The sequence below is a fragment of the Pseudomonas rhodesiae genome (genome assembly GCF_007858255.1).
GTDB lineage: Bacteria > Pseudomonadota > Gammaproteobacteria > Pseudomonadales > Pseudomonadaceae > Aquipseudomonas > Aquipseudomonas rhodesiae.
In genome coordinates this window covers 273126-300125 of sequence record NZ_VFEU01000006.1, presented here as the reverse complement: position 1 = coordinate 300125, position 27000 = coordinate 273126, and the positions used below count along the sequence as shown (strand labels likewise).

At 61.0% G+C, this 27000-nt stretch carries 22 protein-coding genes; 12 read left to right on the top strand and 10 right to left on the bottom strand.

Features of this window, described 5'->3' with window-relative positions; all coding sequences use genetic code 11:
• The first annotated feature begins 8 nt into the window (after positions 1–8).
• A complete protein-coding gene (locus tag FIV35_RS12045) occupies positions 9–947 on the top strand; it encodes a carbohydrate kinase family protein (protein ID WP_034137965.1) in 939 nt (312 codons plus the stop codon).
• A gap of 96 nt (positions 948–1043) precedes the next feature.
• Here FIV35_RS12045 and FIV35_RS12040 read toward each other — a convergent pair whose 3' ends face one another.
• Together FIV35_RS12040 and ilvA are read right to left on the bottom strand one after the other, a co-directional pair.
• A complete protein-coding gene (locus FIV35_RS12040) occupies positions 1044–1313 on the bottom strand; it encodes a DUF1652 domain-containing protein (protein WP_034137964.1) in 270 nt (89 codons plus the stop codon).
• A 245-nt stretch (positions 1314–1558) separates the two neighbouring features.
• On the bottom strand, positions 1559–2581 hold the full coding sequence (ilvA, locus tag FIV35_RS12035) for a threonine ammonia-lyase, biosynthetic (RefSeq protein ID WP_080761423.1): 1023 nt from the start codon (positions 2579–2581) through the stop codon (positions 1559–1561).
• A gap of 273 nt (positions 2582–2854) precedes the next feature.
• Between ilvA and FIV35_RS12030 the strand changes: the two genes are divergently transcribed.
• Both FIV35_RS12030 and map read left to right on the top strand, forming a co-directional pair.
• Positions 2855–3055, top strand: a complete 201-nt coding sequence (locus tag FIV35_RS12030) for a ParD-like family protein (protein ID WP_034137963.1) — start codon at positions 2855–2857, stop codon at positions 3053–3055.
• Positions 3055–3822 (top strand): type I methionyl aminopeptidase, encoded by a 768-nt coding sequence (gene map / locus FIV35_RS12025; RefSeq protein ID WP_034138004.1) that lies wholly within the window; start codon positions 3055–3057, stop codon positions 3820–3822. The genes FIV35_RS12030 and map overlap by 1 nt, the downstream gene beginning before the upstream one ends.
• Before the next feature lie 295 nt (positions 3823–4117).
• On the opposite strand, the gene sfnG is transcribed toward map, so the two are convergent.
• Positions 4118–5203: a dimethylsulfone monooxygenase SfnG gene (sfnG, locus tag FIV35_RS12020; RefSeq protein ID WP_034137962.1), complete on the bottom strand. Its 1086-nt coding sequence runs from the start codon at positions 5201–5203 to the stop codon at positions 4118–4120.
• 266 nt (positions 5204–5469) lie between these two features.
• Here sfnG and FIV35_RS12015 point away from each other — a divergent pair, with 266 nt between their 5' ends.
• Complete coding sequence (locus FIV35_RS12015; protein WP_034137961.1) at positions 5470–6708, top strand: acyl-CoA dehydrogenase family protein; 1239 nt, start codon at positions 5470–5472, stop codon at positions 6706–6708.
• Positions 6709–6753: 45 nt separating this feature from the next.
• Here the strand turns inward: FIV35_RS12015 and FIV35_RS12010 are convergent, their stop codons facing one another.
• The 4 genes from FIV35_RS12010 to FIV35_RS11995 form a co-directional block, all read right to left on the bottom strand.
• The gene (locus FIV35_RS12010) at positions 6754–7539 is read right to left on the bottom strand and encodes a sulfite exporter TauE/SafE family protein (RefSeq protein ID WP_034097119.1); all 786 of its coding nucleotides are present in this window, start codon (positions 7537–7539) and stop codon (positions 6754–6756) included.
• Between the two features lie 92 nt (positions 7540–7631).
• Complete coding sequence (locus FIV35_RS12005; RefSeq protein WP_034137960.1) at positions 7632–8402, bottom strand: class I SAM-dependent methyltransferase; 771 nt, start codon at positions 8400–8402, stop codon at positions 7632–7634.
• Between the two features lie 66 nt (positions 8403–8468).
• A complete protein-coding gene (locus FIV35_RS12000) occupies positions 8469–9773 on the bottom strand; it encodes an ATP-binding protein (RefSeq protein WP_034137959.1) in 1305 nt (434 codons plus the stop codon).
• Positions 9774–9776: 3 nt separating this feature from the next.
• On the bottom strand, positions 9777–10478 hold the full coding sequence (locus FIV35_RS11995; RefSeq protein ID WP_034097114.1) for a response regulator: 702 nt from the start codon (positions 10476–10478) through the stop codon (positions 9777–9779).
• Positions 10479–10705: 227 nt separating this feature from the next.
• Between FIV35_RS11995 and FIV35_RS11990 the strand changes: the two genes are divergently transcribed.
• The 5 genes from FIV35_RS11990 (at position 10706) to FIV35_RS11970 (ending at position 17275) form a co-directional block, all read left to right on the top strand.
• Positions 10706–11860, top strand: a complete 1155-nt coding sequence (locus tag FIV35_RS11990; RefSeq protein ID WP_034137958.1) for an efflux RND transporter periplasmic adaptor subunit — start codon at positions 10706–10708, stop codon at positions 11858–11860.
• A 2-nt stretch (positions 11861–11862) separates the two neighbouring features.
• Entirely contained in the window at positions 11863–14955 is a 3093-nt protein-coding gene (locus tag FIV35_RS11985) for an efflux RND transporter permease subunit (RefSeq protein WP_034137957.1), read from the top strand.
• Between the two features lie 114 nt (positions 14956–15069).
• Complete coding sequence (locus tag FIV35_RS11980) at positions 15070–15711, top strand: DUF1345 domain-containing protein (RefSeq protein WP_034137956.1); 642 nt, start codon at positions 15070–15072, stop codon at positions 15709–15711.
• 70 nt (positions 15712–15781) lie between these two features.
• Positions 15782–16621 (top strand): AraC family transcriptional regulator, encoded by an 840-nt coding sequence (locus tag FIV35_RS11975; protein ID WP_034137955.1) that lies wholly within the window; start codon positions 15782–15784, stop codon positions 16619–16621.
• Positions 16622–16675: 54 nt separating this feature from the next.
• Positions 16676–17275, top strand: coding sequence for a LysE family translocator (locus FIV35_RS11970; RefSeq protein WP_034137954.1), 600 nt, complete (start codon positions 16676–16678; stop codon positions 17273–17275).
• A gap of 52 nt (positions 17276–17327) precedes the next feature.
• Here FIV35_RS11970 and FIV35_RS11965 read toward each other — a convergent pair whose 3' ends face one another.
• The 3 genes from FIV35_RS11965 to FIV35_RS11955 all read right to left on the bottom strand — a co-directional run bounded on the left by FIV35_RS11965 (position 17328) and on the right by FIV35_RS11955 (position 23985).
• The gene (locus tag FIV35_RS11965) at positions 17328–19601 is read right to left on the bottom strand and encodes an autotransporter outer membrane beta-barrel domain-containing protein (RefSeq protein ID WP_034137953.1); all 2274 of its coding nucleotides are present in this window, start codon (positions 19599–19601) and stop codon (positions 17328–17330) included.
• Between the two features lie 198 nt (positions 19602–19799).
• On the bottom strand, positions 19800–21809 hold the full coding sequence (locus FIV35_RS11960; protein ID WP_083377877.1) for a hypothetical protein: 2010 nt from the start codon (positions 21807–21809) through the stop codon (positions 19800–19802).
• 196 nt (positions 21810–22005) lie between these two features.
• On the bottom strand, positions 22006–23985 hold the full coding sequence (locus tag FIV35_RS11955; RefSeq protein ID WP_052198949.1) for a hypothetical protein: 1980 nt from the start codon (positions 23983–23985) through the stop codon (positions 22006–22008).
• Positions 23986–24212: 227 nt separating this feature from the next.
• Here FIV35_RS11955 and FIV35_RS11950 point away from each other — a divergent pair, with 227 nt between their 5' ends.
• From FIV35_RS11950 to FIV35_RS11940, 3 genes are read left to right on the top strand one after another with little or no spacing between them, the layout of a single operon-like run.
• The gene (locus tag FIV35_RS11950; protein WP_034137951.1) at positions 24213–25232 is read left to right on the top strand and encodes a LacI family DNA-binding transcriptional regulator; all 1020 of its coding nucleotides are present in this window, start codon (positions 24213–24215) and stop codon (positions 25230–25232) included.
• 48 nt (positions 25233–25280) lie between these two features.
• Positions 25281–26063, top strand: a complete 783-nt coding sequence (locus FIV35_RS11945) for a sugar phosphate isomerase/epimerase family protein (protein WP_034137950.1) — start codon at positions 25281–25283, stop codon at positions 26061–26063.
• Entirely contained in the window at positions 26056–26997 is a 942-nt protein-coding gene (locus FIV35_RS11940) for a sugar kinase (protein WP_034137949.1), read from the top strand. The genes FIV35_RS11945 and FIV35_RS11940 overlap by 8 nt, the downstream gene beginning before the upstream one ends.
• The last annotated feature ends 3 nt before the right edge of the window (positions 26998–27000 follow it).

Below are 27000 nucleotides of genomic sequence, written 5' to 3'. Positions count from 1 at the left end.
GAGCGATTATGTATCTGGTGTGTGGTGAAGCGCTGTTCGATTTCTTCAGCGAGGAAGGCGCCGGCGGCAAGGCGTCGAAGGTCAATTACACGGCGATTGCCGGCGGTTCGCCGTTCAACGTGGCCGTTGGCCTGCGTCGCCTGGGCATCGAGGCCGGCCTGTTCGGGGGGCTTTCCAGCGATTTTCTTGGCCGGCGCCTGCTGCAAGTGCTGCGGGATGAAGGCGTCAGCGAGGATTACCTGGTGGAATTCGCCGCGCCGACCACCCTGGCAATGGTCGCCGTGGGCGCCAACGGCTCACCGCAGTACAGCTTTCGCGGCGAAGGCTGCGCCGACCGCCAATTGCAGGTGAGTCACCTGCCGCAACTGGACGATAGCGTGCGCGGACTGCATGTGGGTTCGTTCTCGCTGGTGGTGCAACCGATTGGCGACACCCTGCTGAGCCTGGTCCAGCGTGAAAGCGGCAAGCGCCTGATCAGCCTCGACCCCAACGTGCGCCTCAACCCGCAGCCGGATATCCAACTGTGGCGCGATCGCGTAGCGGAACTGGTCAAGCACGCCGACTTGATCAAGGTCAGCGACGAAGACCTGCACCTGCTCTACCCCGGCCAATCACCGGAAAGCGTTCTGCAGGGCTGGTTGCAGCACCGTTGCCAGTTGGTGTTCCTTACCCGCGGCGGCGATGGCGCCAGTGTATTCAGTCGCCAGCACGGCAACTGGTCGCAACCGGCGGTGGACGTTGTGATGGCCGACACAGTGGGCGCCGGCGATACCTTCCAGGCAGCATTGATTGCTTGGCTGACGGAGCATCAATTGGATTCGGTGGCGGGTCTGCAACAGCTCAGCCGCGAGCAGATCGACGCCATGCTCGGCTTTGCCATTCGCGCAGCGGCATTGACCTGCACCAAGACCGGTCCGGACCTACCGTATCGCCAGCAATTGGGTTGAAAGCATAGGGGGAATTGCGCAAGGACATACCACCGTTTTGGGCCTGGCGTTAATCCAGGCCCACAGTTCTTCGGTGGTTCAACCGCAGACGACGGCTTAGTAGTAGCCGCGCGCCCCGGCGCGTTGCAGTACAGGTGCATGGGTATGCTTGAGGTCTTCACGCAACCCGGTGATCAGATTGCAGATGGCGCGACTGCTGTCGAGTTTGTCTGCGTTGATGCCTTTGACTTCCAAGTCCACCCGGTCACGGTCGCAGTCGTCGTACACCTTGATCGTCAGCGAAGCATCTTCGGCTTTGGTGCATTCGCACCGTTTAGGCAGGAAACTTCCTTCAATAATGCTGCGTAATTCAAGTTCCGAAAGCATGGTCAACCTCTCCTTTTTATAGACTGCCAACAGATTGTTGTGTTTATGCCAGGCATACGCCTGCGACGTCTTACCAGCCTTGGAAGACGCCTTCACTGAGCAAGCGTACCCGGCAAAATCGAGTTGCGTTGTAACCTTTCCTCATAAGCGACCCTGGGTTTTATATAACTAAAACTTGAACTTTTCGCCGCTGTTTAAAATATCGGCGAATAGCATCGATTAAACGTTTAACCGGCGGTTTACGTTTAAACGGCTAACTGGGCACCCACTCTGTCAGCAACATATCGCAAACTATCAAAGTTGATATTTGCCCCGGAATTTACCGCTACCAGGGTCTGCCCCTGCACGCCGCGTTGGACGACAAACCTGCGCATTCCCGCCACCGCCAACGCACCGGATGGCTCGGTGATGGAGCGGGTATCGTCGTAGATCAGCTTGATGGCGCTGCACAATTCGTCGTTGCTCACGGTGATGACGTCGTCCACCCAGTCGCGGCATATTTCAAAACCGTAGGCGCCGATCTGCGCCACCGCGGTGCCGTCGGCAAAGCCATCGACGCTGGGTAACACCACCCGTTCGCCGGCACGTAACGCCGCCAGCAAACAACTGGAGCCTTCGGCTTCGACCCCGATGATGCGCACCTCGGGCCGCAGGTATTTGACATACGCCGCGATGCCCGCGATCAGCCCGCCGCCGCCCACCGGCACGAAGATCGCGTGCAGCGGGCCCTGTTGCTGGCGCAGGATCTCCATCCCTACCGTGCCTTGACCGGCGATCACATCCGGGTCGTCGAAGGGTGAGACAAAGGTGCCACCGCTGGCCTCGGCCAAGGCCAGCGCATGGGCCAGGGCAAACGGAAAACTCGGCCCATGCAGCACCGCCTCGGCGCCTCGGGAGCGCACGCCCTGCACCTTTAAATCCGGCGTGCTGCAAGGCATCACGATGCGCGCCTTGATCCCCAGTTCCCGCGCCGCCAGTGCTACGCCCTGGGCGTGGTTGCCTGCTGAAGCGGTGATCACCCCTTGAGTGCGCTGCGCGTCGCGAAGTTGCACCAATTTGTTGTAGGCACCGCGCACCTTGAAGGAAAAGGTCGGCTGCAGGTCTTCGCGCTTGAGCAGCACTTGGTTGCCGAGCAACGCCGACAGCGCCGGGGCCGCTTGTAACGGCGTGCGCACGGCCAAGTCATAGACCGGCGCGGCGAGGATCTTTTTTACATAGTGCTCAAGCAAACGTGTATCGGACGTCGCGGGGGCTGTGGGGGTACTCATCGGTGTCTCCTGGCGGTGTGTGTAGGGCCCAGGAGACGGAAAAACAAAACCCGCCTCTAGGGCGGGTTTGGGTGCAGCCGTGCGCTATCCCGCCAACTGAGGAATGGCGGTAATAATGCTTGGCTGGCGAAAGAAGGTATGAAATGTCATGAAACGAAACTAACCGCCTACCGTGTTACCCGTCAATCGGCTTATGGGATTTTGCTATTGGGGGTTTACGTCAAATATACGAAACATATACGCTTTGTATATCCACCCCACACAGTGAACACCATGGGCATCGTCAAGATCACCGACCAACTGCACGAACAATTACGCCTAGCCAGTGCGACGATGGACCGCTCCATCAACGCTCAGGCCGAGTTCTGGATCAAGGTCGGCCTGCTCGCCGAACTGAACCCCACCCTGACCTACAACGACTTGATCAACAAACTGTTGCTGGACAAACCCGAATTGATCCGAGGGCGTGAATGATGATCAAGACCGCCGCCCAACTGGCCGTGATGCGCGAATCCGGTCGCCTACTGGCCCAAGTGTTCGACATGCTCGACGGTTTCGTCGCCGCCGGCCGCTCGACCCTGGAGCTGGACGCCGCCGTCGAAGCGTTTATCCGCAACGACTTGCAGGCCCGCCCCGCCAGCCTCGGCCAGTACGATTACCCGTTCAGCATCAACACCTCAATCAACGAAGTTGTGTGCCATGGCATGCCCAGCGCCAAGGACGTGCTCAAGGACGGCGACATCATCAACATCGACATCACCCTGGAAAAAGGCGGCTTTATCGCCGACGCCAGCAAGATGTATATGATCGGCACCGTCGCGCCCAAAGCCCGGCGCCTGGTGGAGATGACCTTCGAGGCAATGTGGGCCGGTATTCGCCAGGTCAAGCCTGGGGCACGCCTGGGCGATATCGGCCATGCCATCCAAAGCCACGCCCAAGCCAATGGCTACAGTGTGGTGCGCGAATACTGCGGCCATGGCATCGGCCGGCAGATGCACGAAGACCCGCAGATTCTGCACTTCGGCCGCCCCGGCACCGGGCTGGAGCTGCGCGAAGGTATGGTGTTTACCGTCGAACCGATGCTCAACCAGGGCAGCGCCAAGGTGCGCAGCCTCAAGGACGGCTGGACGGTCGTCACCAAAGACAACAGCCTGTCGGCGCAATGGGAACACACCGTGGCGGTGACGGCCGACGGCTACGAAGTCCTGACCCTCCAGCGACCGCCCACTCTCAGAGGCTGAACCCCAACCAGTGTTGAGCAGGCTTGCCCCGCGCTGGGCTGCGAAGCGGCCCCAAGACCTGACGACCGTTCATGCCAGGCACACCGCAGTGATTGGAGAAAGGGCCGCTGCGCGTCCCGGCGCGGGGCAAGCCCGCTCACCACAAAATGCTCATGTGCTCAGGTGATGTTTCTACCGGAGATATGTAGATACCGATGCTCATCGGGGATGCCTACACAACTCTCAGAGGCTGACACCCAGCCACGTGGTGAGTAGGCTTGCCCTGCGCTGGGCTGCGAAGCGGCCCCGTTGGTCCTCACGCCACCTGCCTGATCCCTGCCTTGGCCTCCAATTCGCGCACCAGCGGCAATACCCGCTTGCCGAAGTACTCCACTTCTTCCTGGAAGTGCAGAAAGCCCGCCAGCACTAGGTCCACGCCCACGGCCTTGAGCGCGACGATGCGTTCGGCGATTTGTTGCGGCGTGCCGATCAGGTTGGTCTTGAAGCCGTCGTTGTACTGCACCAGGTCTTCAAAACTGGACTTGGCCCAGTTGCCCTCGCCTTCGGGCGAGGCCTTGCCGGCTTGTTTGGCGGCGTCACCGAAGGCGTTCACCGCTTGCGGGTCGGCTTTGTCGATGATTTCGGCCAGCACGGCGCGGGCTTCTTCCTCTGTGTCGCGGGCAATCACAAAGGCATTCACGCCGATCTTGACCGAATGGTTGTTCGCCGCAGCCTTGGTGCGGATGTCATCGACCTGGGCCTTGATACCTTCCGGGGTATTGCCATTGGTGAAATACCAATCCGACACCCGCGCGGCCATATCCCGCGCGGCCCGCGAGCTGCCGCCCTGGAACACTTCCGGCCGGCCCAGCGGCTTGGGCTTGAGGGTGTAGTTGTTGAAGCGGTAGAAGTCGCCCTTGAAGGTGAAATCATCCTGGGTCCAGATGCCTTTGAGCGCGCGGATGAATTCTTCGGAGCGACGATAGCGCTCGTCGTGCTCCAACCAAGGCTCGCCGATGGCCTGAAACTCGCCCTTGAACCAGCCGCTGACGATATTCACCGCGATGCGGCCGTTGGTGAGCTGGTCGATGGTCGCCAGTTGCTTGGCCGCCAGCGCCGGCTGCCAGGGCCCTGGCAGGATCGCGGCGATAACCTTGAGTCGGGTGGTGGCGGCCAGCAGGGCATGGCTGAACGCCACGGACTCATGTTGGTTCTCGGCACCGTAACCGGCGGTGAAGCGGATCTGGGTCAGGCCGTACTCGAAGCCCGCCGCTTCGGCCAGTTGCGCCAGTTTGCGGTTGTAGTCGATGCCCCAGTGGGTGCGTTGCTCGATCTTGCTGACCACCAGCCCACCGCTGACGTTGGGCACCCAATAGGCAAATTTCACGGCTTGCTGACTCATCGAACGGTACCTCGCACAAAAGGGATGTACCGAAGGGTTGAGCAGCAAGCGTGCCAGCCTGGGCAAAGCCCCCGAGCCAGGGCGGTTGCGCGGGATATTACCGGCGGGGATCCCTTGGCGGCGAGTGTCGGGCTTCGCGCCGTTTTGTCGGATCGCTGTTGCCAGGGCAACAGTTCTAACCCTTCAATCCCCATAAACACTGGGCTCGGCGCCCGGCACGGAGTGTGCAATTGCCCTTGCACCGATCACTGCCCAGGAACCGTCCCATGACCGAACACCACATCATCAATCCGCTGGCTACCGGCGCCGACTATGCCGCCCTGGCGGCGCGCTTTCGCCCGATTTTCCAACGCATCGCCGAGGGCGCGCTGGAACGGGAAAACACCCGCACCCTGCCCCACGCGCCGATCCAATGGCTCAAAGAGGCCGGTTTTGGCGCCGTACGCGTGCCGGTGGAATACGGGGGTGGCGGCGCCTCGCTGCCGCAGTTGTTCGCGCTGCTGATCGAACTGGCCGAAGCCGACTCCAACGTGCCCCAGGCCCTGCGCGGGCACTTCGCCTTTGTCGAAGACCGCCTGAATGCCGCGCCCGGCGCCGGCCGTGACCTGTGGTTCAAGCGCTTCGTCGACGGCGACATCGTCGGCTGCGCCTGGACCGAAATCGGCGCAGTGGCCATCGGCGAGGTGATCACCCAAGTCACACCGAACGGTGATCAGTGGGCGCTCAATGGCGAGAAGTTCTACAGCACCGGCAGCATTTTTGCCGACTGGATTGACGTGTACGCCCAACGCAGCGACACCGGCGGCGACGTGATTGCCGCCACCCGCGCGCGCCAGCCTGGGGTGGTGCACAGCGATGACTGGGACGGCTTTGGCCAACGCACCACCGGCAGCGGCACGTCGCGCTTTACCAATGCCGTGGTGGAGGCGGAAAACCTCATCGACTTTGCCACCCGCTTCAAATACCAGACGGCGTTTTATCAACTGGTGTTGCTGGCCAGTCTCGCCGGGATCGGCCGCGCCGCGCTCAAGGACGTGGCGCAGCACGTACGCAGCCGCAAGCGCATCTACAGCCACGGCAATGCCGCCCATGTCAGCCAGGACGCGCAGATTCAGCAGGTGGTGGGCGAAGTCGCCGCCCTGGTGTATGCCGCCGAAGCCAGCGCGTTGAAGGCTGCGGAGCCGGCGCAACGAGCGTACCTGGCGCGGTTCGGCGGGGATGAAGTGGCCGAGCGCGAGGCCAATGTGGCGGCCGAAATCGAATCGGCCACGGCGCAGGTGGTGGTGTCGGAATTGATTCAGCGGGCCACCAGCGAACTGTTCAATGCGCTGGGAGCTTCGGATGTGCGCCAAGGCAAGGGTTTGGACCGGCATTGGCGCAACGCGCGGACCGTGTCCTCGCACAACCCGGTGATCTACAAGGCGCGGATCGTGGGGGATTGGGTGATCAATGGCACCGAACCGCCGTTCGTTTGGCAGATCGGCAATGGCCCGGCGAAAGACTAAAACAGAATGGGCCGAACCCTGTGGGAGGCGCTTGCCCCTCCCACCTCAGAACGCCAATTTGTAACCGACGGCCATCAACATAACCGCCAGGCACGGGCGCAATACACCGTCCGGGATCTTGCCGGTCATATGGCTGCCGATGTAGATCCCCGGCAGCGAGCCCATCAGCAGAAAGCCCAGCAGGTGCCAGTCCATATTGCCCATACCGGCATGGCCCAGGCCCGCCACCAGGGTCAGCGGCACGGCGTGGGCGATTTCGGTGCCCACCAGCCGGCGCGTGGCCAGGAACGGATAGAGGATAAACAGCGCCACGGTGCCCAGGGCGCCGGCGCCAATGGAGGTCAGGGCGACCATTGTGCCGAGGATCGCTCCGGTAAGCACGGTCAAGGCGTTCAGGTTGCGCGGGTTCATGTGGTAGCTGTCGCCGGCATGACGCTGGGCGAAAGCCAACAGGGTTTTCTTGAACAGAATCGCCAAAGCCGTCAACAGCAGCACCACGCCGAGGGCCTGCTTGATCACCGCGTTCATTGCGCTGGGGTCGGTGTGCAAAGTGGCCAGGAACCACAGGGTCAGGAGCACGGCGGGCACACTGCCGAGGGTGAGCCAGCCGGTGATGGTCCAGTCGATGTTCTTGTTCTTACTGTGCACCAGCACGCCGCCGGACTTGGTGATAGCGGCGTACAGCAGGTCGGTGCCTACGGCCGTGGCCGGGTTGATACCGAACCACAACAAGATCGGCGTCATCAAAGAACCGCCGCCGACGCCGGTCATACCGACGATAAAACCCACGATCAGGCCGGCAATGACAAAACCAAAGTTACCCACTTCCATTAACAGCTACCTGCGGCCATATAAATTACTGGCCGCAGGATAGCGATTTTTCTTATAACCACTTATACCAATATGATCTGACTTTATGCCTTTTACGCCAGCCGGTGACACACGTAAGCCTGTGTCTGGTAAGGAAACGCTACGGTCTCACGCCCGCGCAGTTCGGGATGGGTGTCGATCAGGGTGCGCAGTTGCGCGGTGACGCTGGCCTTTTGCGTGTCCGGCAGCGCCGCAATGAAACTCACCGAGAGGAAGCGATCAATGATCACTTCCTGGGGGCTGCCTACGTGCTGGTAGGCAAAACAGGTCAGTTCGGGCATGGAAAAATACTCGCCGCGAAAGGCATCACGCCAATGGCCCGTATGGAACCGTGGGGTATCGCCTTCATAAGGCGTGATGATCTCGGTGATCGCCGCCACCCAGTCCACCGACTCGTCGCGCACATTCCACACCAGGCCCAGGCGCCCATCGGGCTTGAGTACACGGTGAATTTGCGCCAATGCCGGCTGTGTGGCGAACCAGTGGAAGGCCTGCGCGCACACGACGACGTCGGCACTCGCCGTGTCCAGGGGCATGGCGTCGGCGGTACCGGAAACCAGACGTACACCGGGCAATGCCTTGAGCAGTTGCTCGCCCATCTGCGCCACGGGTTCCACGGCGATAAGCGTCGGCGCCAGGCTACTGAGCAAGCGGGTGAACTTGCCGGTGCCGGCGCCTAGGTCGACCACCGTCGACTGGCCGGTAACCCCCAGCGTCTCGCTGAGCCAGCCCGTGAGCTGGCGGGGGTAATCTGGCCGCCCCTGGGCGTAAGTGGCGGCCTGGGTTGAGAAACCTAGTTGAGCAGACGCGTGAACGGCGGTCATGGTCAATCTCTCCTCGGGTAAAACGGGGCCACAGTATGCTCTTTTGCCCGCCTGCTTGCAGGCCGATCAGCTCGCGCTGCTGGGCAACCACACCCGAAACCGCGCGCCGCCCAGCGGTGAAGCCTGGGCGGTCAACGTCCCGCCCTGAGCCTCCAGCGCACGCCGGCTGATCGCCAGGCCCAGACCAAAGCCGCCAGTGGCACGGTCGCGGCTGCGGTCGAGACGGTAGAAGGGTTCGAAGATGCGCTCGCGCTGCTCCAGCGGAATGCCGATGCCGTCATCGTCTACCCAGATCTCACAGCCCTTGGGGCATACCTTGACGCCCACCTGGATGCGTTTTTCGCAGTAGCGCGTGGCGTTGCGCAGCAGGTTCTGCAACGCGCGGGCGGTGAGGCGTGGGTCGAGACTGAAGCGCTCGACGGTACAATCGAGCGCCACATCGATGACGATCTCGGGGTTTTCCAGTTCGTCATCGACGCTGCCTAGCACGCTGTCGATAAATTCATCGAGCACCACGTCCACCCGCTCCGGCAGTTGCGACGGGTTCTGCAAACGGCTGTAAGACAACAACTCCAGCACCAACTCGTCCAGCTCGCGGATGTGCGCTACCAGGCCCTGCAGACGTTCGCGGCTGGCCTGGGGCAGGTCTTCGGACAGTGCCAGGGCCAGGCCGAAGTCCAGACGCGTGAGGGGGGTGCGCAGTTCATGGGAGACCGCGTTGAGCAGGTCGCGCTGCTGGTTGAGCAGGTGCTCGATGTCGTCGGCCATGGTGTCGAACACCGCGGCCAGGCTGCCGATACTGGAGCGGGCCGAGATTCCCGTGCGCTCCGTCAGATTGCCCTGGCCCAACTGCGCGGCGGTGCTTTTCAAGCGCTCAAGGTCGCGCCAGTGCGGCCGCAGCCAGGTCAGCAGGCACACCAGCAGCGCGGCGACAATCAGCACGTTGATGGCCCAGTACAGCAAGTTCATGTCCAGCGGGTCCGGCGGGATGGTCAGCTTGACCACAAACTGATCGTTGATCGGCGAGCTGATTTCTTCCATCCAGCCCCACTCGCCCAGGCGCACCACCGGTTTGCCCTGCTCCAGCAAGCGCGCTTCTTCGAGGGTATAACTGGCATCCTGACGCAGCAGCAGTTGCACATGCAGCGGCGCGAACTCCCGCCCCAGTTGCTCGGTTACCTGGGACCAGCGCTCCACCGGCGCGCGCTGGTATTGCTTGACGATCAGGTGTTGCTGGCCGCGGGTCTGCTCGATGTTGTAATTCAGGTAGCGGTGTTCGAACAGTTGGATCACCAGCTTGGGAATCAGGTAGATCGCGGCGCTATAGGTGACGATAGTGATCAGAAAGAGGCGAATCAGCACGCGCAGCATGGGTCAGCATTCCCACTCGGAACGGCTGAACAAGTAACCCTTGCCCCATACCGTTTTGATCTTGCGCGCTTCGCCGGCATGGTCGTCGAACTTGCGCCGCAGCTTGGAGATGGCCACGTCCACCGAGCGATCGGTGCCGTTGAACTCGATACCGCGCAGGCGTTGCAGGATCTGGTCGCGACTGAGCACTTCGCCGGCGTGCCGCGCCAGCACCACCAGCAGGTTGTATTCGCCGCTGGACAGCTCCACGGCCTGGTCGCGCCAGGTCACGGTGCGCTCCGACAGGTCGATGCACAGGTTGCCCATCAGGATCTGATCGTTGGCCACCTGGGGTTCGGACAAACTGCTGCGGCGCAGCAAGGTGCGCACCCGTGCCAGCAGCACGCGGGGTTCGCAGGGTTTGGTGACGTAGTCATCGGCGCCCATTTCCAGGCCAAGTACCTGATCGTGGCTGTCGTCGCGGGCGGTGAGCATCAGGATCGGCAGACAGGCCGAGTCGGCGCGCAGCAGGCGGCACACCTGCAGGCCATCAAGCCCGGGCAGCATCAGGTCGAGGATTACCAGGTCCGGGGGATCACGGCGCGCGCGTTCCTGCACCAGATCGCCACGACTGAGCACGTTGACGTGGTAGCCGTTGCGCTCCAGGTAGCTGGCAATCAGCTCGGAGAGCGCGGCGTCGTCTTCGACCAGGAGGATGTTGGGCATGAAGGTGTTTCCAGAAAATACAGTGATGTGTCGTACACACACCCAATGCCGGAGGGTGCAAACGCCCTCCGGCATTGGATACTGAGTGTTGCAAGATTGTGCAAGGATATACGCCCTCGGTGCCTCGCGCGCCGCACCTTACATTTCTTCACACACCTGCTACACAGCTTCACAGCACCGAGGCGCCGGTGACTTTAGGATGCGCCAGTCATTATTGGGATAAGAGCATGTCGAAGAATCTGTTTGCGCCGTTTTGCCTGCTGGCCCTGACGCTGGCACTGAGTGCCTGTGACCAGTCGGCCGTCGAAGCGCCGGAAATGCCGCTGGCCAAGGTTCGCATCGAGACCTTGCAAGCCAAGCCCCTGTCCATCAGCAGCGAATTGAGCGGGCGCATCGCCGCGCCACGCATTGCCGAAGTGCGCGCGCGGGTAGCCGGCGTGGTGCTGCAGCGGGTGTTCAAGGAAGGCCATGACGTCAAACAGGGCGACGTGTTGTTTCGCATCGACCCGGCCCCCTTCAAGGCCGATCTGGACAGCGCCAAGGCCAACCTGAGCAAGGCCGAGGCCAACGCGTTCCAGGCGCGCCTGCAAGAGCAACGCTACAGCCAGTTGGTGGAAGGCAACGCCATCAGCGGCCAGGACTACGACAACGCCCGCGCCGCCGTGCGCCAGACCAACGCCGAAGTCGCCGCCAATAAAGCCGCCGTTGAACGCGCCAAGCTCAACCTCGGCTACGCCACCGTCACCGCGCCGATTTCCGGGCGCATCGGCCGGGCGTTGGTCACCGAAGGCGCCCTGGTCGGCCAGAACGAGGCCACACCGCTGGCGATCATCCAGCAACTGGACCCGATCCACGCCGACCTTACCCAATCCACCCGCGAGCTGAACGACCTGCGCCGCGCCTTCCGCGCCGGCAGCCTGAAGCAGGTCGGCCAGGACCAGGCCAAGGCCACGTTGATCCAGGACGACGGCAGCCTCTACCCGCTGCCGGGCAAATTGCTGTTCGCTGAAATCAGCGTCGACCCCGGCACCGGGCAAATCGTTCTGCGCAGCGAGTTCCCCAACCCGGACCTCGACCTGCTGCCCGGCAGCTTCGTGCGCGTACGCCTGGAGCAGGCAGTCGATACCCAGGGCCTGAGCGTGCCGCAGCGCGCCATCACCCGCGACAGCGCCGGCGTCCCCATGGTGCTACTGCTGGACGCCGAACAGACCGTCAGCCAGCAACCGGTGGAGCTGGGCGCGGTGATCGGTGATCGCTGGGTGGTCAGCCATGGCCTCAAACCCGGTGACCGCATCATCGTGGAAGGCCTGCAACACGCGCGGCCCGGTGAGAAAGTCCAGGTGGACGACAGCCCAGCCAAGCTGGCCAACAAGGATTCCTGAGCATGCCGCAGTTCTTTATCGACCGCCCGATCTTCGCCTGGGTGGTAGCGCTGTTCATTCTGCTGGCCGGCCTGTTGGCCATCCCCCAGTTGCCAGTGGCGCAATACCCCAACGTCGCGCCGCCGAAAGTCGAGATTTACGCGGTGTACCCCGGTGCCTCGGCGCAGACACTGGATGAGAGCGTCGTAAGCCTGATCGAGCAGGAACTCAACGGCGCCGATCATCTGTTGTATTTCGAGTCCCAGAGCAGCCTGGGGTCGGCGACGATCACGGCCACCTTCCAACCCGGCACCAACCCGGAGATGGCCCAGGTGGATGTGCAGAACCGCCTCAAAGCCGTGGAGCCGCGTTTGCCCCAGGCCGTGACTCAGCAGGGCCTGCAGGTGGAAAAAGTCTCCGCGGGCTTCCTGCTGCTGGTGACCCTCACTTCCAACGACGGCAAGCTTGATGACGTTGCGCTCAGCGATTACCTGGCGCGCAACGTGATGAACGAACTCAAGCGCCTGGACGGGGTGGGCAAGGCTCAGCTGTACGGGGCCGAGCGCGCCATGCGCATCTGGATCGACCCGCAGAAGCTGATCGGTTTCAACCTCACCCCGGCCGACGTGAATGCCGCCATTGCTGCACAGAACGCCCAGGTCTCGGCCGGCAGCATCGGTGACTTGCCAGGCACCAATACCCAGGAAATCACCGCCGCGATCCTGGTCAAGGGCCAGTTGTCGACCCCGGCGGAATTCGCCGACATCGTGCTCAAGGCCAACCCGGACGGTTCCACCGTGCGCATCGGCGATGTGGCGCGGGTGGAAATCGGCAGCCAGGAATATCAGTTCTCCACGCGCCTGAACGGCAAGCCCTCCACCGCCGTGAGTGTGCAACTGTCACCGGGCGCCAATGCGCTGAACACCGCGACCCTGGTGCGGGCGAAGATGGACGAGTTGTCGCGCTATTTCCCGGCCAATGTGGAATACAAGATCCCGTACGACACCTCGCCTTTCGTCAAAGTCTCGATCACCAAGGTGGTCTACACCCTGCTGGAGGCCATGGCGCTGGTGTTCGCGGTGATGTTCCTGTTCCTGCAGAACGTGCGCTACACGCTGATCCCGACCCTGGTGGTGCCGATTGCGCTGATGGGCACCTTCGCCACCATGTTGCTGCTGGGTTTCTCTATCAACGTGCTGACTATGTTCGGCATGGTGCTGGCCATCGGTATCCTGGTGGACGATGCCATCGTGGTGGTGGAGAACGTCGAGCGGATCATGGTCACCGAGGGGCTACCGCCCAAGGAAGCGACGCGCAAGGCCATGGGGCAGATCACCGGCGCGATCATCGGCATTACCCTGGTGCTGGTGGCGGTGTTCCTGCCGATGGCGTTCATGGCCGGGTCCGTGGGGGTGATCTATCAGCAGTTTTCACTGTCGATGGCCACCTCGATTCTGTTCTCGGCGTTCCTCGCCCTGACGTTGACCCCGGCCCTGTGCGCCACTTTGCTCAAGCCAATCGCCAAGGGCGAGCACCATGCCAAAGGCGGCTTCTTCGGTTGGTTCAACCAGCGTTTCGAGCGGCTCACCGAGCGCTATACCGGCTGGGTGGCCTACGCCCTCAAGCGTAGCGGCCGTTACCTGCTGATCTATCTGGTGCTGCTGGTGGGCCTGGGGCTGTTGTTCACGCGGCTGCCCTCCTCGTTCCTGCCGGTGGAAGACCAGGGTTACACCATCACCGATATCCAACTGCCGCCGGGCGCCAGCAAGAACCGTACGGTGCAGGTGGCCGAGCAGATCGAAGCGCACAACGCCGGCGAGCCGGGGGTGGGCGATACCACCATGATCATGGGCTTCAGTTTCTCCGGTTCCGGGCAGAACGCGGCGCTGGCGTTTACCACGCTCAAGGACTGGTCGGAGCGCAGCAGCGAGGATGCCGCCGCCGCGATTGCCGAACGTGCCAATGGCGCGTTCAGCGAGCTTAAAGATGCGATTGCCTACTCGGTCCTGCCGCCGCCCGTGGATGGCCTGGGCACCTCCAGCGGTTTCGAGTTCCGCCTGCAGGATCGCGGCGGCGTCGGCCATGCGGCATTGATGGCGGCGCGCACCGAACTGCTGGCCCTGGCGGAGAAAAGCCCGATCCTGGCCAATGTGCGCGAAAGCGCCCTGGCCGAGGCGCCCCAGGTGCAATTGGAAGTCGACCGCAAACAAGCCAACGCGCTGGGGGTGTCCTTCGCCGAGGTGGGCAATGTGCTGTCGTCGGCGATTGGCTCGGCCTATGTCAACGACTTCCCCAACCAAGGCCGCATGCAGCGCGTAGTGGTGCAAGCCGAAGGCGACCGGCGCAGCCAGGTCGAGGACCTGCTGAAGATCCACGTACGCAACGACGCCGGCAAGATGGTGCCACTGTCCGCCTTCGTGCAGGCCAAATGGACCCAAGGCCCGGCGCAGTTGACGCGCTACAACGGCTACCCGGCCATTGCGATTTCCGGCGAGGCGGCGCCAGGCTACAGCACCGGTGAAGCGATGACCGAGATCCAGCGCCTGGTCGGCCAACTCCCGGCGGGCCTGGGCCAGGAATGGACCGGCCTGTCGCTGCAGGAACGCCTGTCCGGCTCACAGGCGCCGATACTGCTGGGGCTGTCGCTGCTGATCGTGTTCCTGTGCCTGGCGGCGCTGTATGAAAGCTGGTCGATCCCGACCTCGGTATTGCTGGTCGTGCCGCTGGGCGTGCTCGGCGCGGTACTGGCGGTGAGCTTGCGCGGCATGCCCAACGATGTGTTTTTCAAGGTGGGCCTGATCACCATCATCGGCCTATCGGCGAAGAACGCGATCCTGATCATCGAGTTCGCCAAGGACCTGTATGACCAGGGCGAAGACCTGATCGACGCCACCCTCAAGGCCGCGCGCCTGCGGTTGCGGCCGATCATCATGACCTCGCTGGCCTTCATCCTCGGCGTGGTACCGCTGGCGATTGCCACCGGGGCCAGCTCGGCGAGCCAGCAGGCAATTGGTACAGGGGTGATCGGCGGCATGATCACTGCGACCTTGGCGGTGGTGTTTGTACCGGTGTTCTTTGTGGTGGTCATGAAGCTGGTGCGCAAGCGCAGTCGCTGACTATCAGCTTCAAGCGGCCAGCCAGAGCACCCTTGCTTCAACTTGCCGCTTGAAGCTTGCAGCCTGCAGCTGCTCAACCTATGTTGCTCACTATTCCCCCGAATCGTGAGCGCCATGCCCTTCCTTGCCCGCACCCATCCGCGTCTCTCCGCCGCCGCCGTCCTTGGCCTTGCGGTGGGTATCCTGGCGCCGTCCGGAACCGTCACCGGCAAAATTCTGATCGGCTGGAATGCCGGCGTCTGGACCTACCTGCTGCTGATGCTGTGGTTGACCAGCCGGGCCAAGGCCCAGGACGTCAAGCGCATCGCCGAGGTAGAGGACGAGAATGCCGGGCTGGTGCTGTTCACGGTGTGCATCGCCGCCATCGCCAGTCTGGCCACCATCACGTTCGAGCTGGTGGGCAGCAAAGACCTGGCCACCTCGGAGCGCCTGCTGCACTACGGGTTTACCGGGTTGACGGTGATTGGTTCGTGGCTGCTGATCGGGGTGATTTTCAGCGTGCATTACGCCCGCCTGTATTACACCTGGACCGGCAAGGAGCCGGCGTTGCGCTTTGCCGAGGGCTTGCTCACGCCCAACTACTGGGACTTTCTGTACTTCTCCTTCACCATCGGCGTGGCCGTGCAAACCTCCGACGTGGGCGTGGCGACCCGAGGCATGCGCAAAGTGGTGTTGGGGCAATCGCTGATCGGTTTCTTGTTCAACACGGCGATCCTGGGGTTTTCGATCAACATCGCCGCCGGCCTGTTCGGCTAGATTGCACAAACCTTCTAGACGCTCACACCGCGAGGGGCGCTAATAGGGTTTTATCGTCGCCGAGGGGGATATGGCCACGCACAATTGGATCGACCTGGCCCAGGACGCCGACACCGGCATCGAAACGCTGCGCGCGCATTTCGAGGGCCACGCCTATGACCCCCACTGGCATGACAGCTACCTGATCGGCGTTACCGAGCAAGGCGTGCAGCAATTCAATTGCCGCCGCGCCCGTCACAACAGCGTGCCGGGCCAGGTGTTCCTGGTGGAGCCCGGCGAGCTGCATGACGGCGACGCGCCCACGGCAGACGGGTTCACCTACCACATGCTCTACCTCGACCCGCAATGGCTGACACGGGAAGTCAGCGCGGTGTTCGAAGAAGCACCAGTCAACAGCCAGCTGAGTTTCGCCCGCACCTTGACCGACGATCCGCGCCTGGCCGTGGCCACCAGCCATGCCTTTCGCACCCTGCATAGCGGCGAACTGCGCATTGTGCGTCAGCGCGCCATGGATCAATTGCTCGAACGCCTCACTGGCCAATTGCACTGGCGCCGACGCTATGGCGAGGACCCGCGCCTGCCATGGGTGGCACACAAGGCCCGGGAATACCTGCATGCCCATCTGCACCACGACGTGGGCATGGACGAGCTGGCACTGGCCTGCGCGGTTGACCGCTTTCGCTTGAGCCGCGCCTTCAAGAGCGCGTTCGGCCTGCCGCCCCATGCCTACCTGGTGCAACTGCGCCTGGCGCGTGCGCGGCACTTGTTGGCCAAGGGTGAACTGCCGGCCGATGTGGCGATTACCCTGGGCTTTGCCGACCAAAGCCACCTGGGCCGCTGGTTTGTGCGCGCCTATGGCCTGACACCGGCGGCGTACCGCAAGCGCTGCACAAATCTTCCAGACAGATAACGCCCCGGCTGGTGAAGATCGAGGCCTTAATCGGGTTTATCGGAGTCACTCGCCATGTTGTCCACCTTGCTGCCGTTCATGCTGTTTGCCTTTGTCGCGTCAATCACCCCGGGGCCCACCAATATCCTGGTGCTGAGCAACAGCGCGCGTTATGGCTTCAAGGCTTCCGTGCCGATCATTCTCGGCGCATGCGCCGGCGCGGCAGGGCTTGTGCTGGTGGTGGGTTCAGGGGTCGGCCAGTCGCTGACACAGGCCCCCAAGCTGCAAGCCGTCATGCAATGGGCCGGGGTAGCATGGTTGAGCTATCTGGCCTGGCAGATTTACCGTGCGCCGGCCGAGGCGATCGACCCACAGTCGACGCAAAAACGCCTCGGTTTGATCGGTGCCGCCAGCCTGCAAGTGATCAACCCGAAAACCTGGATGATGGCACTGGCGGTAGTCAGCGTATTTGCCGGCAATGGTGCCGATCGCCAGCACCAGGTGCTGTCCCTGTCGCTGGTGTTCTTCCTGATTGCCCTGCCTTGCCTGGGTGCCTGGGCACTGCTGGGTGCCGGATCCAACCGGGTCCTGCGCTCATCGACGGCAGTACAGCGTTTCAACCGGTGCATGGCCCTCCTCTTGCTGGGGTCGACTTGGCTGAGCGTACTGATCTGAAGATGAAAAAAAGGGGAAGCCGAAGCTTCCCCTGTTGAAGTGAACGAGCGCCTTAGAAATCGTAGCGCACGCCGAAGTTGACACCCCATGGCTGGTCGATCTTCTTGCCTTTGCTGGTTTCGAAGTCCGCATGCAGCTTGAGGTTCTTGGAGACCGACATAGCCACACCGGCCGCCAGCTCGATACGCGAACCCGACAGATCGTTGTTGAAGCTCTGATCGTTGATGAACACCTTGTTGCTCTGGTCGAACTCGTGGGCAACTGCCGTGCGCAGGTACGGCTGCAACACACCGCCGCTTTCCAGCTGGATGTCCTTACCAGCGGTGACGCCCACCTTACCGACCACCGAGCTGGAACGATCACCCTTGGCCTTCAGGCCATTGGACAGCTCGTAGCTCTGCGCCTGGGTAATCGTCGCCGCCAACTGGCCATAAGGCTCGACGAAGAAGTCGTTATCCAACTTGATGTGGCGACCGACCTCAGCCGACGCACCCACAGCATTCTGCGTGTAACTGCCCTTGGCTTTCTTGCCGTCGCTCATGGTCACATCGACATCGTTGTGCAAGCGGTTGAGCTTAGCGACACCATCGAAGTACAGACCGCTCTCGTCATCCAGCCAGGTGGCGTAGGCACCCAGGTAGTAGCTCTTGACCTCGCCTTTGCTACCCCGGTTGAGGCTCAGGTCCGACGTGCTGTGACCGGCCATGACGCCCGCCAGCCATTGGCCGTCGCCGCTGGACAACGGCGTGTCAGCACCGATGGTGAAACCTTTTTGCGTCTGCGAATAACCGGCGCCATTCTTGTTGGCCGCCACTTCGTGCTTGTTGCCGTAGCTGCGCATCCACAGGCCATTGTCGCGGCGATCGCTGAAGCGCAGTTCACCCATGCGGGTACGCAGGATGGACGACTCACCGTACAGGATCGTCGGCGCACTGTTGAACAACGCCAGTACCGAGTGAGCACTGGTGCTGGTGCCTTTGCGCGTCGGGTCCAGCAACCAGTCGCCGCCGTCCTTCTGCAAGCCATAGGCGTATGCACCGATATCCACGGTATCGCCCACCAGAGAGAAGTGCGCGTCACCCCCCTCGGTATGCACCACCTTGATCGGCTGGCCGCTGGCCAGTTCCGAGCCGGTGGCGTTCAGCAACAGGCTGTGGTTGCCTTCGGCCTTGCCTTCCACATTGAGGAAGTCGGTCTGGTGCGTGGAGAAGTCGGTGTGCATGACAAAGGTGCCATTGCCTTCCAGACTCTTCACGTCCAACTGGTAGAACTCATCCGGCCCACCGAAGTGCACGGCACCGCCGCCCATCTTCAAAGCGTCGACATTGCTGTCACCTACCAGATTCCACTGGGAGGCGTTGTTCACACTCAACTCGGCAACGTTTTTCAGCTGGCCGGTGAGCGAGGAGCCGTTGTTGAGCTGCACTTTGGCAGTGGAGCCTTCTTCGACCACCACATCACCAAACAAACGGCTATTGTCGACGTTCATATTGGCGATGGAACCGCCGGTGACTTCCAGGATATTGCCGTTGCCGCCGGTGAGGGTTGAGCCATTCAGTATCTGGATGTCCGCATTGGTCGTGCTGTAGCTGTCGCCTTCCACCAACAGCGCCGCGCCATTACGCCCCTCTGCATGAGAGCCGCTCAATACCAGGCTACTATTGTTCAGGTCTGCATTTTCGTAACTCAGGCGCACACCATTCTCACCGCCGCTAATGGTGCTCTCAACAGCGTTGACGGCACCGCCCAACAAGTACACACCGAAACCGTCCTCACGAGTGGCAATCACCTCCGAGCCAAACAAGTTGATTTGGCTGAATGAAGTGGTACGCGCCCCTTCAGTGGAGCCCACGATGGCGCTGTCGAAAACATTCGCTGTCGAACCTTTCTCAGTCAGAAAGTCGCGCGCAGCCAGGAGGCCAACACCATTGTTATTGATGACTTGGCTGCCCCTGATTTGCGCATCACTGCCTTGAAGGTTGATGGCAAAACCGGCCGAACTGCGGGCTTCTACCTTGGCGCCAGTGAGGTTGATTTGCGAGCCCCGGCTCGCATAGATGTCTTGTGCCGTTGTGCCTGCATTGAGCGTCAGGGCACCGGCAGTCACACGCGACTGGCGCAGTTGGGCGCCATTGGACGTCAAGTGGGCATTTTCGCTGATGATCCAGTCGTCAACTCGCGTACTCGAATCAATGGTGCGCTCAAGACCCGGATGCAGTATCGAGGTAGCGTGGGCGAATGAGGCACCCAGCGCCAGGAGGCCCAACGCAGGAATCTGAAGCGCCAGGGCCAGAGGATGTTTTTTGAACCGTGTATGAATAGTCATTGCGTGAATACCCGTTAAGAACCTTCCCGGATGGGAATGAATTGACCGGCACCAAGCGAGATAGGCCCAGGTCATGACGGGGCGCAGATTAGTGAGCAGGAATGAATAGGTATGTAGGATTTATCTGTGCTTGTTACGCCCACTCAGCAACGTTTGAACCGAAAAAAAGAGGAGCAGGGCTCCTCTTTTTTCGTCTCATCATAAGCCGCCCAGCGTTCCGCTTGGCCAGGGTGTACCGTCACAGTAGACCGGACCAGGCCGAACACCTCTCATCCACAGGATGGCTTCGGCCGAGGTGATGGGGGTCGGAGCACCTAAGATCGGTACGGAATAGGTGATATGCACCGATCCGTGATCCAGAGCGGCCTGATTGATGGGTTTTACGTAATCTTCATAGGGCCGGATAGCGACAGTAAAGCCCGATTTGGTTTGCTCGTAGTTCAACGGGCCGAACGGGAAGGTTCCGGTCGCACCGGGAATGGGTACGGTGCCATCATCATCGCTGCAGCCGATCCAATTCACTGTAACAATCATCCCAATCTGCAGGTCTTGGTGAGTCGGCACAAAGACATGCACCTCTCGACCCGGCCCTTGCAACGTAGAGCACACGATTTCTCCACGTATGCCTGGCTCCTCAGGTATGGCACCGATAACCCTGGGTTTAAGAAACGAAATCACATTGGCATTGACGTTGATGTCCTGGTGTGGCGAATAAGCTCGGTTATGGGTACCACTGATTACAATTTCATAGTGCAATGGGATTAGATTATTGGAATGCTTGCGGATGAAAGGCCACGGCACGACCATAAAAATCTCATCCCCAGGCATGGGGTTGGGCCCCACCGTCTTGCGATCGACCTCGTCGTTCATGTATTTCAGCACGATATCGAGCGGTTGCGCGGAAGGCGGTGGTGAACCAGCCCACAGGCGCACCACGACGTCGGCATCCATCTCTGAATCGCGTTCATCCAACTGATTGGTCAACCCTGAACCTCGTCCCGTCAGAATCGGCAACGGCAGATTGGGGTTGATCAAGTCAGGTTCCCATGGGTTGACCGGACCGCCCACCTCAAGCTCCAAGTCGATATTGGTGGCTGTCTGCACCCAATGCAGCGTTCCAGCTCGGTCCACCGCATATTCCACTCTGAGGTTGATGCGTCCGACGCTCGTGCCATACAAGGCGGCCAGCGTCGTAAAGTCCACATGGAAAGAGAAAGGCAGCGCCGCTCCCCCCAGCGGGTAAGGTCCCACGTCTCGCGCGCCGTGTATGGTGGTAAGCCGCACAATCAGTCGGTCTATGGCGCGATCCGCGTCATAGGTCGGAATGATCACAAACATCCCAGAAGACGCTGCGGTATCGAAGCGATCAATCAGACGATCACCCACGCCAGTTAACGAGAGCGCATCCCTTACACCGGGAGGGTTCAATACTGGCTCAGGCCTGAGCGCCACCGAAATCGGCAGTTCGAATGAAGGATCACTGATATTCCCCGCCACATCCACGAGGCGATACACCAACTTACGTGGCCCATCACCCACATCGGCCAAAGCCTGGGTGAAGCGCACCACCATGTCAGGGAACACCGGCCCCTCAGCGAGGATTTCGGTCGAGTCCCCGAAAGACAAGCGCCACCTGTCAGCAATATGTGAACCTTCCGAGGCATACGCCGGGATACCAAATGGCACGCCGCCGGGGTTCGCATCCAGCAGTGCTTGCGTGAGACTACCCGTCCATCCTGGCGGCAGCGTCAACCGCCGAGGCCCGTCAGGAATACTGTCATAGGGCGCGGTGCGGTCAACGAGCAAAGGCGATGCAGACGAGCCTGAATCATTTCCGGAGAACTGGCTGATCTTGTAAGTAACCTTGTGGCTGCCCTCAGTCAGGTGCCGCCTCGCGATCTTGGTCTTATAAGTTGCCGGCACGACGCCAGGAAAATGCACAGGTTCATGGATGACCAAGCCGGTCTGAAAATTACCGGTATCATCCATGTAAAGAGTAAACGTATCAGGTCGGCTGGCCAGGGTTGGGACGGGGGACCACATTGGAATCTCCACGACCAATTCCTCTTGATCGGCGTATTCCCTGTATATCAGCCCCTCGTACTGCGCCGGATCGACAAGCCCCGTGATTATTGGAGCAGGCAATACAATGGGAATCTCTTCTTCCGCCATACCCGACTCTGGAGTTTTGGAAATTTTCTTTCTCATATTAGCCACCTCTTCGTGTAAACACTCTTATATATTTACTGCCGACAACACCTTTGAAATTACACTGAAAGCTTATATTCCCGCATCTAATCCAATAACTGAAAAACCCAAGCAAAACTGCAACTAAAGGCAATCAATAACCGAGTTATAAATAAGAAACTGTTGAAATAACATTGCTGAGACTACGCCCCATCAATCATCCACTACTGCCCGAGCACTCATCGTCCAATGACTCACAGAAGTTGGCATCGCCAGGTTGGCAAGGCTCTACGGAACCAGGGAATACACGATCGATTCGTACGTAGCCCACTTTAGATTGACCAACTACTTGACCTCCACGAAACACGAAAAACTCAGCAGTCGCCGACGCGTAGCGGCGCATCGGCTCGATCTTCGTATCCCACGGCCACACCCTGATCGCTTGACCGTTCGTTATATAACTAACAGTCACGGTGAAGTCCGTGCCATCAATGGGGTCCGCCCAATTAGACTTTGAAAATCCTTGCCAGAAGAACTGAATTTGATCACCTGCTTGAAACCGAACGTCATCGCGTATAAACCAATACACACCGTGACAAATAGCAGGTTGGGATTGACAAGTAAGGTATTGACCTCCGCCATGCAGGCTGTGCTGTATAAGCGGCGCATCAAATAGAATTAACGGCGCGGCGTGAACATTGACGAGAGTATCGCCTGACTGTTGTTCGTTTACTTGGTTACTGGTGGTGTAATAAACCGGTAAGTCCGGACGATCGCCACCGCCGACAATGATGTTACCGGGCACATCCGTGAACTGAACCAACTGGCCGAATACATCCCCTGGCTGAACTTCATAGTGAGATACGGGCCCTGTGCCATTCCAATACAGTTCGAGCCGTTCTCCCGGCATGGGGTCCTGATAGAGACGCACCCACACCTCAGCGCCCGCAGTAGCATCGCGAAAATCGAGTTCATTGTGTAAGCCAGAACCTTTACCGACCACATCCACCAACGCCAGCGTAGCATTGAGCAGTGCGGGGGCATCGGCATGGTCCTGCCCGGCGATGGTCAAGTTGACCCAGAAAAAGCTTGATGGAGACGGCACCGGTGGGCGCCCCGGGCGATGAATCTCATACCTGACGTCCGCCTCGGTAAGTGCCAAAGGGTCAGGACCGCGCAAAATGTCCCAGGGTATATCCACCGGAAACGGGAAACTGGTAATAGGCTGCGCAGGCAATACAGGACGACCGTCCCAGATCATCACCACACTGTCGCCAGGCGCAAAATCGTCGTACTGACTCGGAATCCGCGCCGCGACAATCGCACGCGCATCGTCACGCTTGATCAGAGAATCAAGGTAGGCCGGAACACGAATATCAGGCGGAGGCAAGTTGCTAGGATCAGAAATGAGGTTGACCTGAAAATCCATCGGCGCACTGAACGCCAATGTAAAGTTTCCGGCGCGATCATATAAGCGGTATTGCAAATAGGCGGTGCCGTTAATGAGGCCGCGAAAGTGCTCGGCGGGAATGCTGAGAATCAAAGGGTCGGTGACCAGCGGAAATTCCTGGCTGCCCTTCTGAACGGGCGGAAACGGTGGCGTGATATTGCTCAGGTAATACCCGACGCGATCACGGCCAGCTCGACCGACATAAGCCGGTATCTCGACCTCGATAAACGGGTTGGCTGCCAGTACGGCTTCGGTGATACCGGACAACTCTATTGCCGGGTCGACAAAGCGAGCCTTGTCGTCTGGATGCTGAAACCTCGGCGGGTTGTTATCAACCGTCAATGTCCAAGGGAGGGATGGCGTCAGGCTACCGCCCTGATCTGCCACCGTATAAAAAGCCTCCACCTCCGCATCGATTTCCCGCATGAAATCGATAGGAACATATAAAGGGTAAGGAAAATGCGCCGGATTCAGCGGCCCGGTAAACGACTCGGAGTCCGCTTGGACGTCCACGCCGCGCACCCGCCACCACAGAGTGAGGGTATGGGTCCTGCCGACCCCGGGACCAGGTATCCACTGGGGAATACGACACTCAAGGGGGCTCAACGACACCGCCAGGGGTATCAACCCTTCAGGATCATCAGGATCGACGCCCACTACTTCATCGAATTTCGGCAGTGTCCTGGCCGCCCCTCCGCGGGTAGACAATACCCCGGGTGGTGTAAATGGTTTTGATGAGCGGGCCATTTTCAATTTCCTCACGAGAGTCCTGGCAAGAATTAAGCGCTCAAATATTCGGTACGGATACTGTCAGAAGTAACAGGTATCACGTTCCGCTCGTCTGATTCTTCAGTTGAACGGGTTGGACAAACGCCCTTGACGGGACGGTCGGTAATGGTGTTTCCTGAAACCGGTTTCAACGCCTTGCATCAGCGCTTCTGAATCCCTCGACTCCAATAAAAAGGTCCAACACCGTGACTTCATTCTCCGCCGCCCAACGCAGCCGCGTGACTATGCTCGATGTTGCCCAACACGCCGGCGTGTCCAAGGCCAGCGTCTCGCGTTTTATCGGTGAAGATCGCGCCCTGCTCTCGGATGCCATAGCCCTGCGCATCGAGCAGGCTATCGACCAACTCGGCTACCGTCCCAACCAGATGGCCCGTGGCCTTAAACGTGGCCGCACGCGCCTGATCGGTATGCTGGTGGCGGATATTCGCAACCCCTATTCCATTGCGGTGATGCACGGCGTCGAAACCGCCTGCCGCCAGCATGGCTACAGCCTGGTGGTGTGCAACACCGACCGCGACGATGAGCAGGAGCGCCAGCACCTGGCGGCCCTGCGCTCGTACAACATCGAAGGCCTGATCGTGAACACCCTCGGCCATCACATCGACCAACTGCTGGAATTGCAACGGGAAATGCCCCTGGTGCTGGTGGACCGCAAGGTCGAGCCGCTGCACAGCGACCTGGTGGGGCTGGACAACCCGGCGGCGGTGCACATGGCGGTGGAGCACCTGGAACAACAGGGCTACCGCGACTTGCTGCTGGTCAGCGAAGCCACCGATGGCACCAGCTCGCGCCTGGAGCGCCTGGCCAGTTTCAAAGCCGAGATCGCCCGCCGCCCGGCGTTGCGCGGCGCCGTGCTGGAGCTGGACGACGCCCTTGAAACCCACCTGCGCAATTTTCTCGCCACGCCGGGCCCCAAGGCGTTGTTCTGCGCCAACGGCGTTGCTGCGCTGGCCTGCACCCGCGCGCTCAAGAATTTGCGCTGCCACCTATTTGACGACATCGGCCTGATCGCCCTGGATGACCTGGACTGGTACCCGCTGGTAGGCAACGGCATCACCGCCCTCGCCCAACCCACCGAAGCCATCGGCGCCAGCGCGTTCGACTGCCTGCTCAAGCGCTTGCGCGGCGACACCGAGCCGACCCGCACCCTGGATTTCCTGCCCCAACTCATCATCCGCGGCTCCACCACGCGCCGACAGGGATGAGTGTTTTTTTTGAACAAAAATGAAACCGGTTTCAGAGGGACAAAAACAATGCACACATACCCCGTTTCCATCAGCCTCTCCAGCTACGGCGCCGAGCTGGTGCGCCAGCAAGGCCAGTTGAGTTTCGTCCAATTGCTGGCCCAGGCCGGCGCGCGGCGCATCGAGTGGCGTGAAGAACTGCTGACCGTCGAGCAACCCGCCGAGCTGGCCCAGGCCGTCGCGGCATTGGGCCTGGAAGCGGTGTTTTCATCGCCGCTGGAACTGTGGGTCGCCGGTCGCGCCCAGCCGAATGCTGAACTGAGCGCAACGCTGGATCGCGCCCAGGCCTTCGGCGCGCGCTGGCTGAAAGTCTCCTTGGGCTACTTCACCGACACCAACGACCTGGAAAGCCTGCACGCACTGCTGCGGCGTCACCCGGTGCGCTTGCTGGTGGAAAACGACCAGACCCTGCACGGCGGCCGTATCGAACCCATGCAACGCTTTTTCAGCGAAGTCGAACGCTTGGGTCTGCCAATCAAAATGACCTTCGATATCGGCAACTGGCAATGGCAGGACCAGTCCGCCCTTACCGCCGCGCGCCTGCTGGGCCGGCATGTGGACTACCTGCACTGCAAGGCCGTGAGCCGTCGCGCGGACGGCAAGCTGGTGGCGCTGCCGCCTGGCGCCACCGATTTGCATCAGTGGGAACAACTGCTCTCCCACATGACTCAAGGCATTACACGGGCAGTGGAATTTCCGCTGCAAGGCGACGACCTGCTCGATGTCACCGCACGCCAGGTCGCCAGCCTCGCCGTGCTTGGCCAACCTCTCGCGGAGAACGCCCATGTCTGAGATCGATGTGTTGTCGTTTGGGGAAACCATGGCGATGTTCGTCGCCGAACATACCGGCGACCTGGCCCAGGTCAGCCAGTTTCACAAACGCATCGCCGGGGCCGACAGCAACGTCGCCATCGGCCTGTCGCGGCTGGGCTTCAACGTGGCCTGGCTGAGCCGGGTGGGCGACGATTCCCTGGGCCGCTTTGTGGTGGATACCCTCAGCCGCGAAGGCTTGGACTGCCGGCACGTGGCCGTCGACCCGCTGCACCCCACCGGGTTTCAATTCAAATCCCGCGAAGAAGCCGGTGCCGATCCCCAGGTGGAATATTTCCGCAAGGGCTCCGCCGCCAGCCATCTGTCCGTCGCCGACATCAGTCCCGCGCTGCTACAGGCCCGCCATCTGCATGCCACCGGGATCCCGCCAGCGTTATCCGCAGCCACCGGCGAGCTGTCCCGCGCGCTAATGACGCAAATGCGCCAAGCCGGGCACAGCGTGTCGTTCGATCCCAACCTGCGCCCTTCGCTATGGGCCAGCCAGGCGCAGATGATTGCCGAGGTCAACGCCCTCGCCGGCCTGGCCGACTGGGTTTTGCCGGGCCTGGGCGAAGGTCGCTTGCTCACCGGTTTCGATGACCCGGCCGACATTGCCGCGTTCTACCTCGACCAGGGTGCCGAAGCCGTGGCGATCAAGCTCGGTGCGGACGGCGCCTACTACCGCACCCAGCTGGACCAAGGATTTATCGCCGCCGTGCCGGTGGAAAAAGTCGTCGACACCGTGGGTGCCGGCGACGGTTTTGCCGTGGGCATGATCAGTGCCCTGCTGGAAAAACTCAGCTTCCCCGAGGCCGTGCGTCGCGGCAATTGGGTCGGCAGCCGCGCCGTGCAAAGTCGTGGTGACATGGAGGGCCTGCCCACCCGCGCCGAACTGCTCGGTCGATCCGTCGCCTGACCC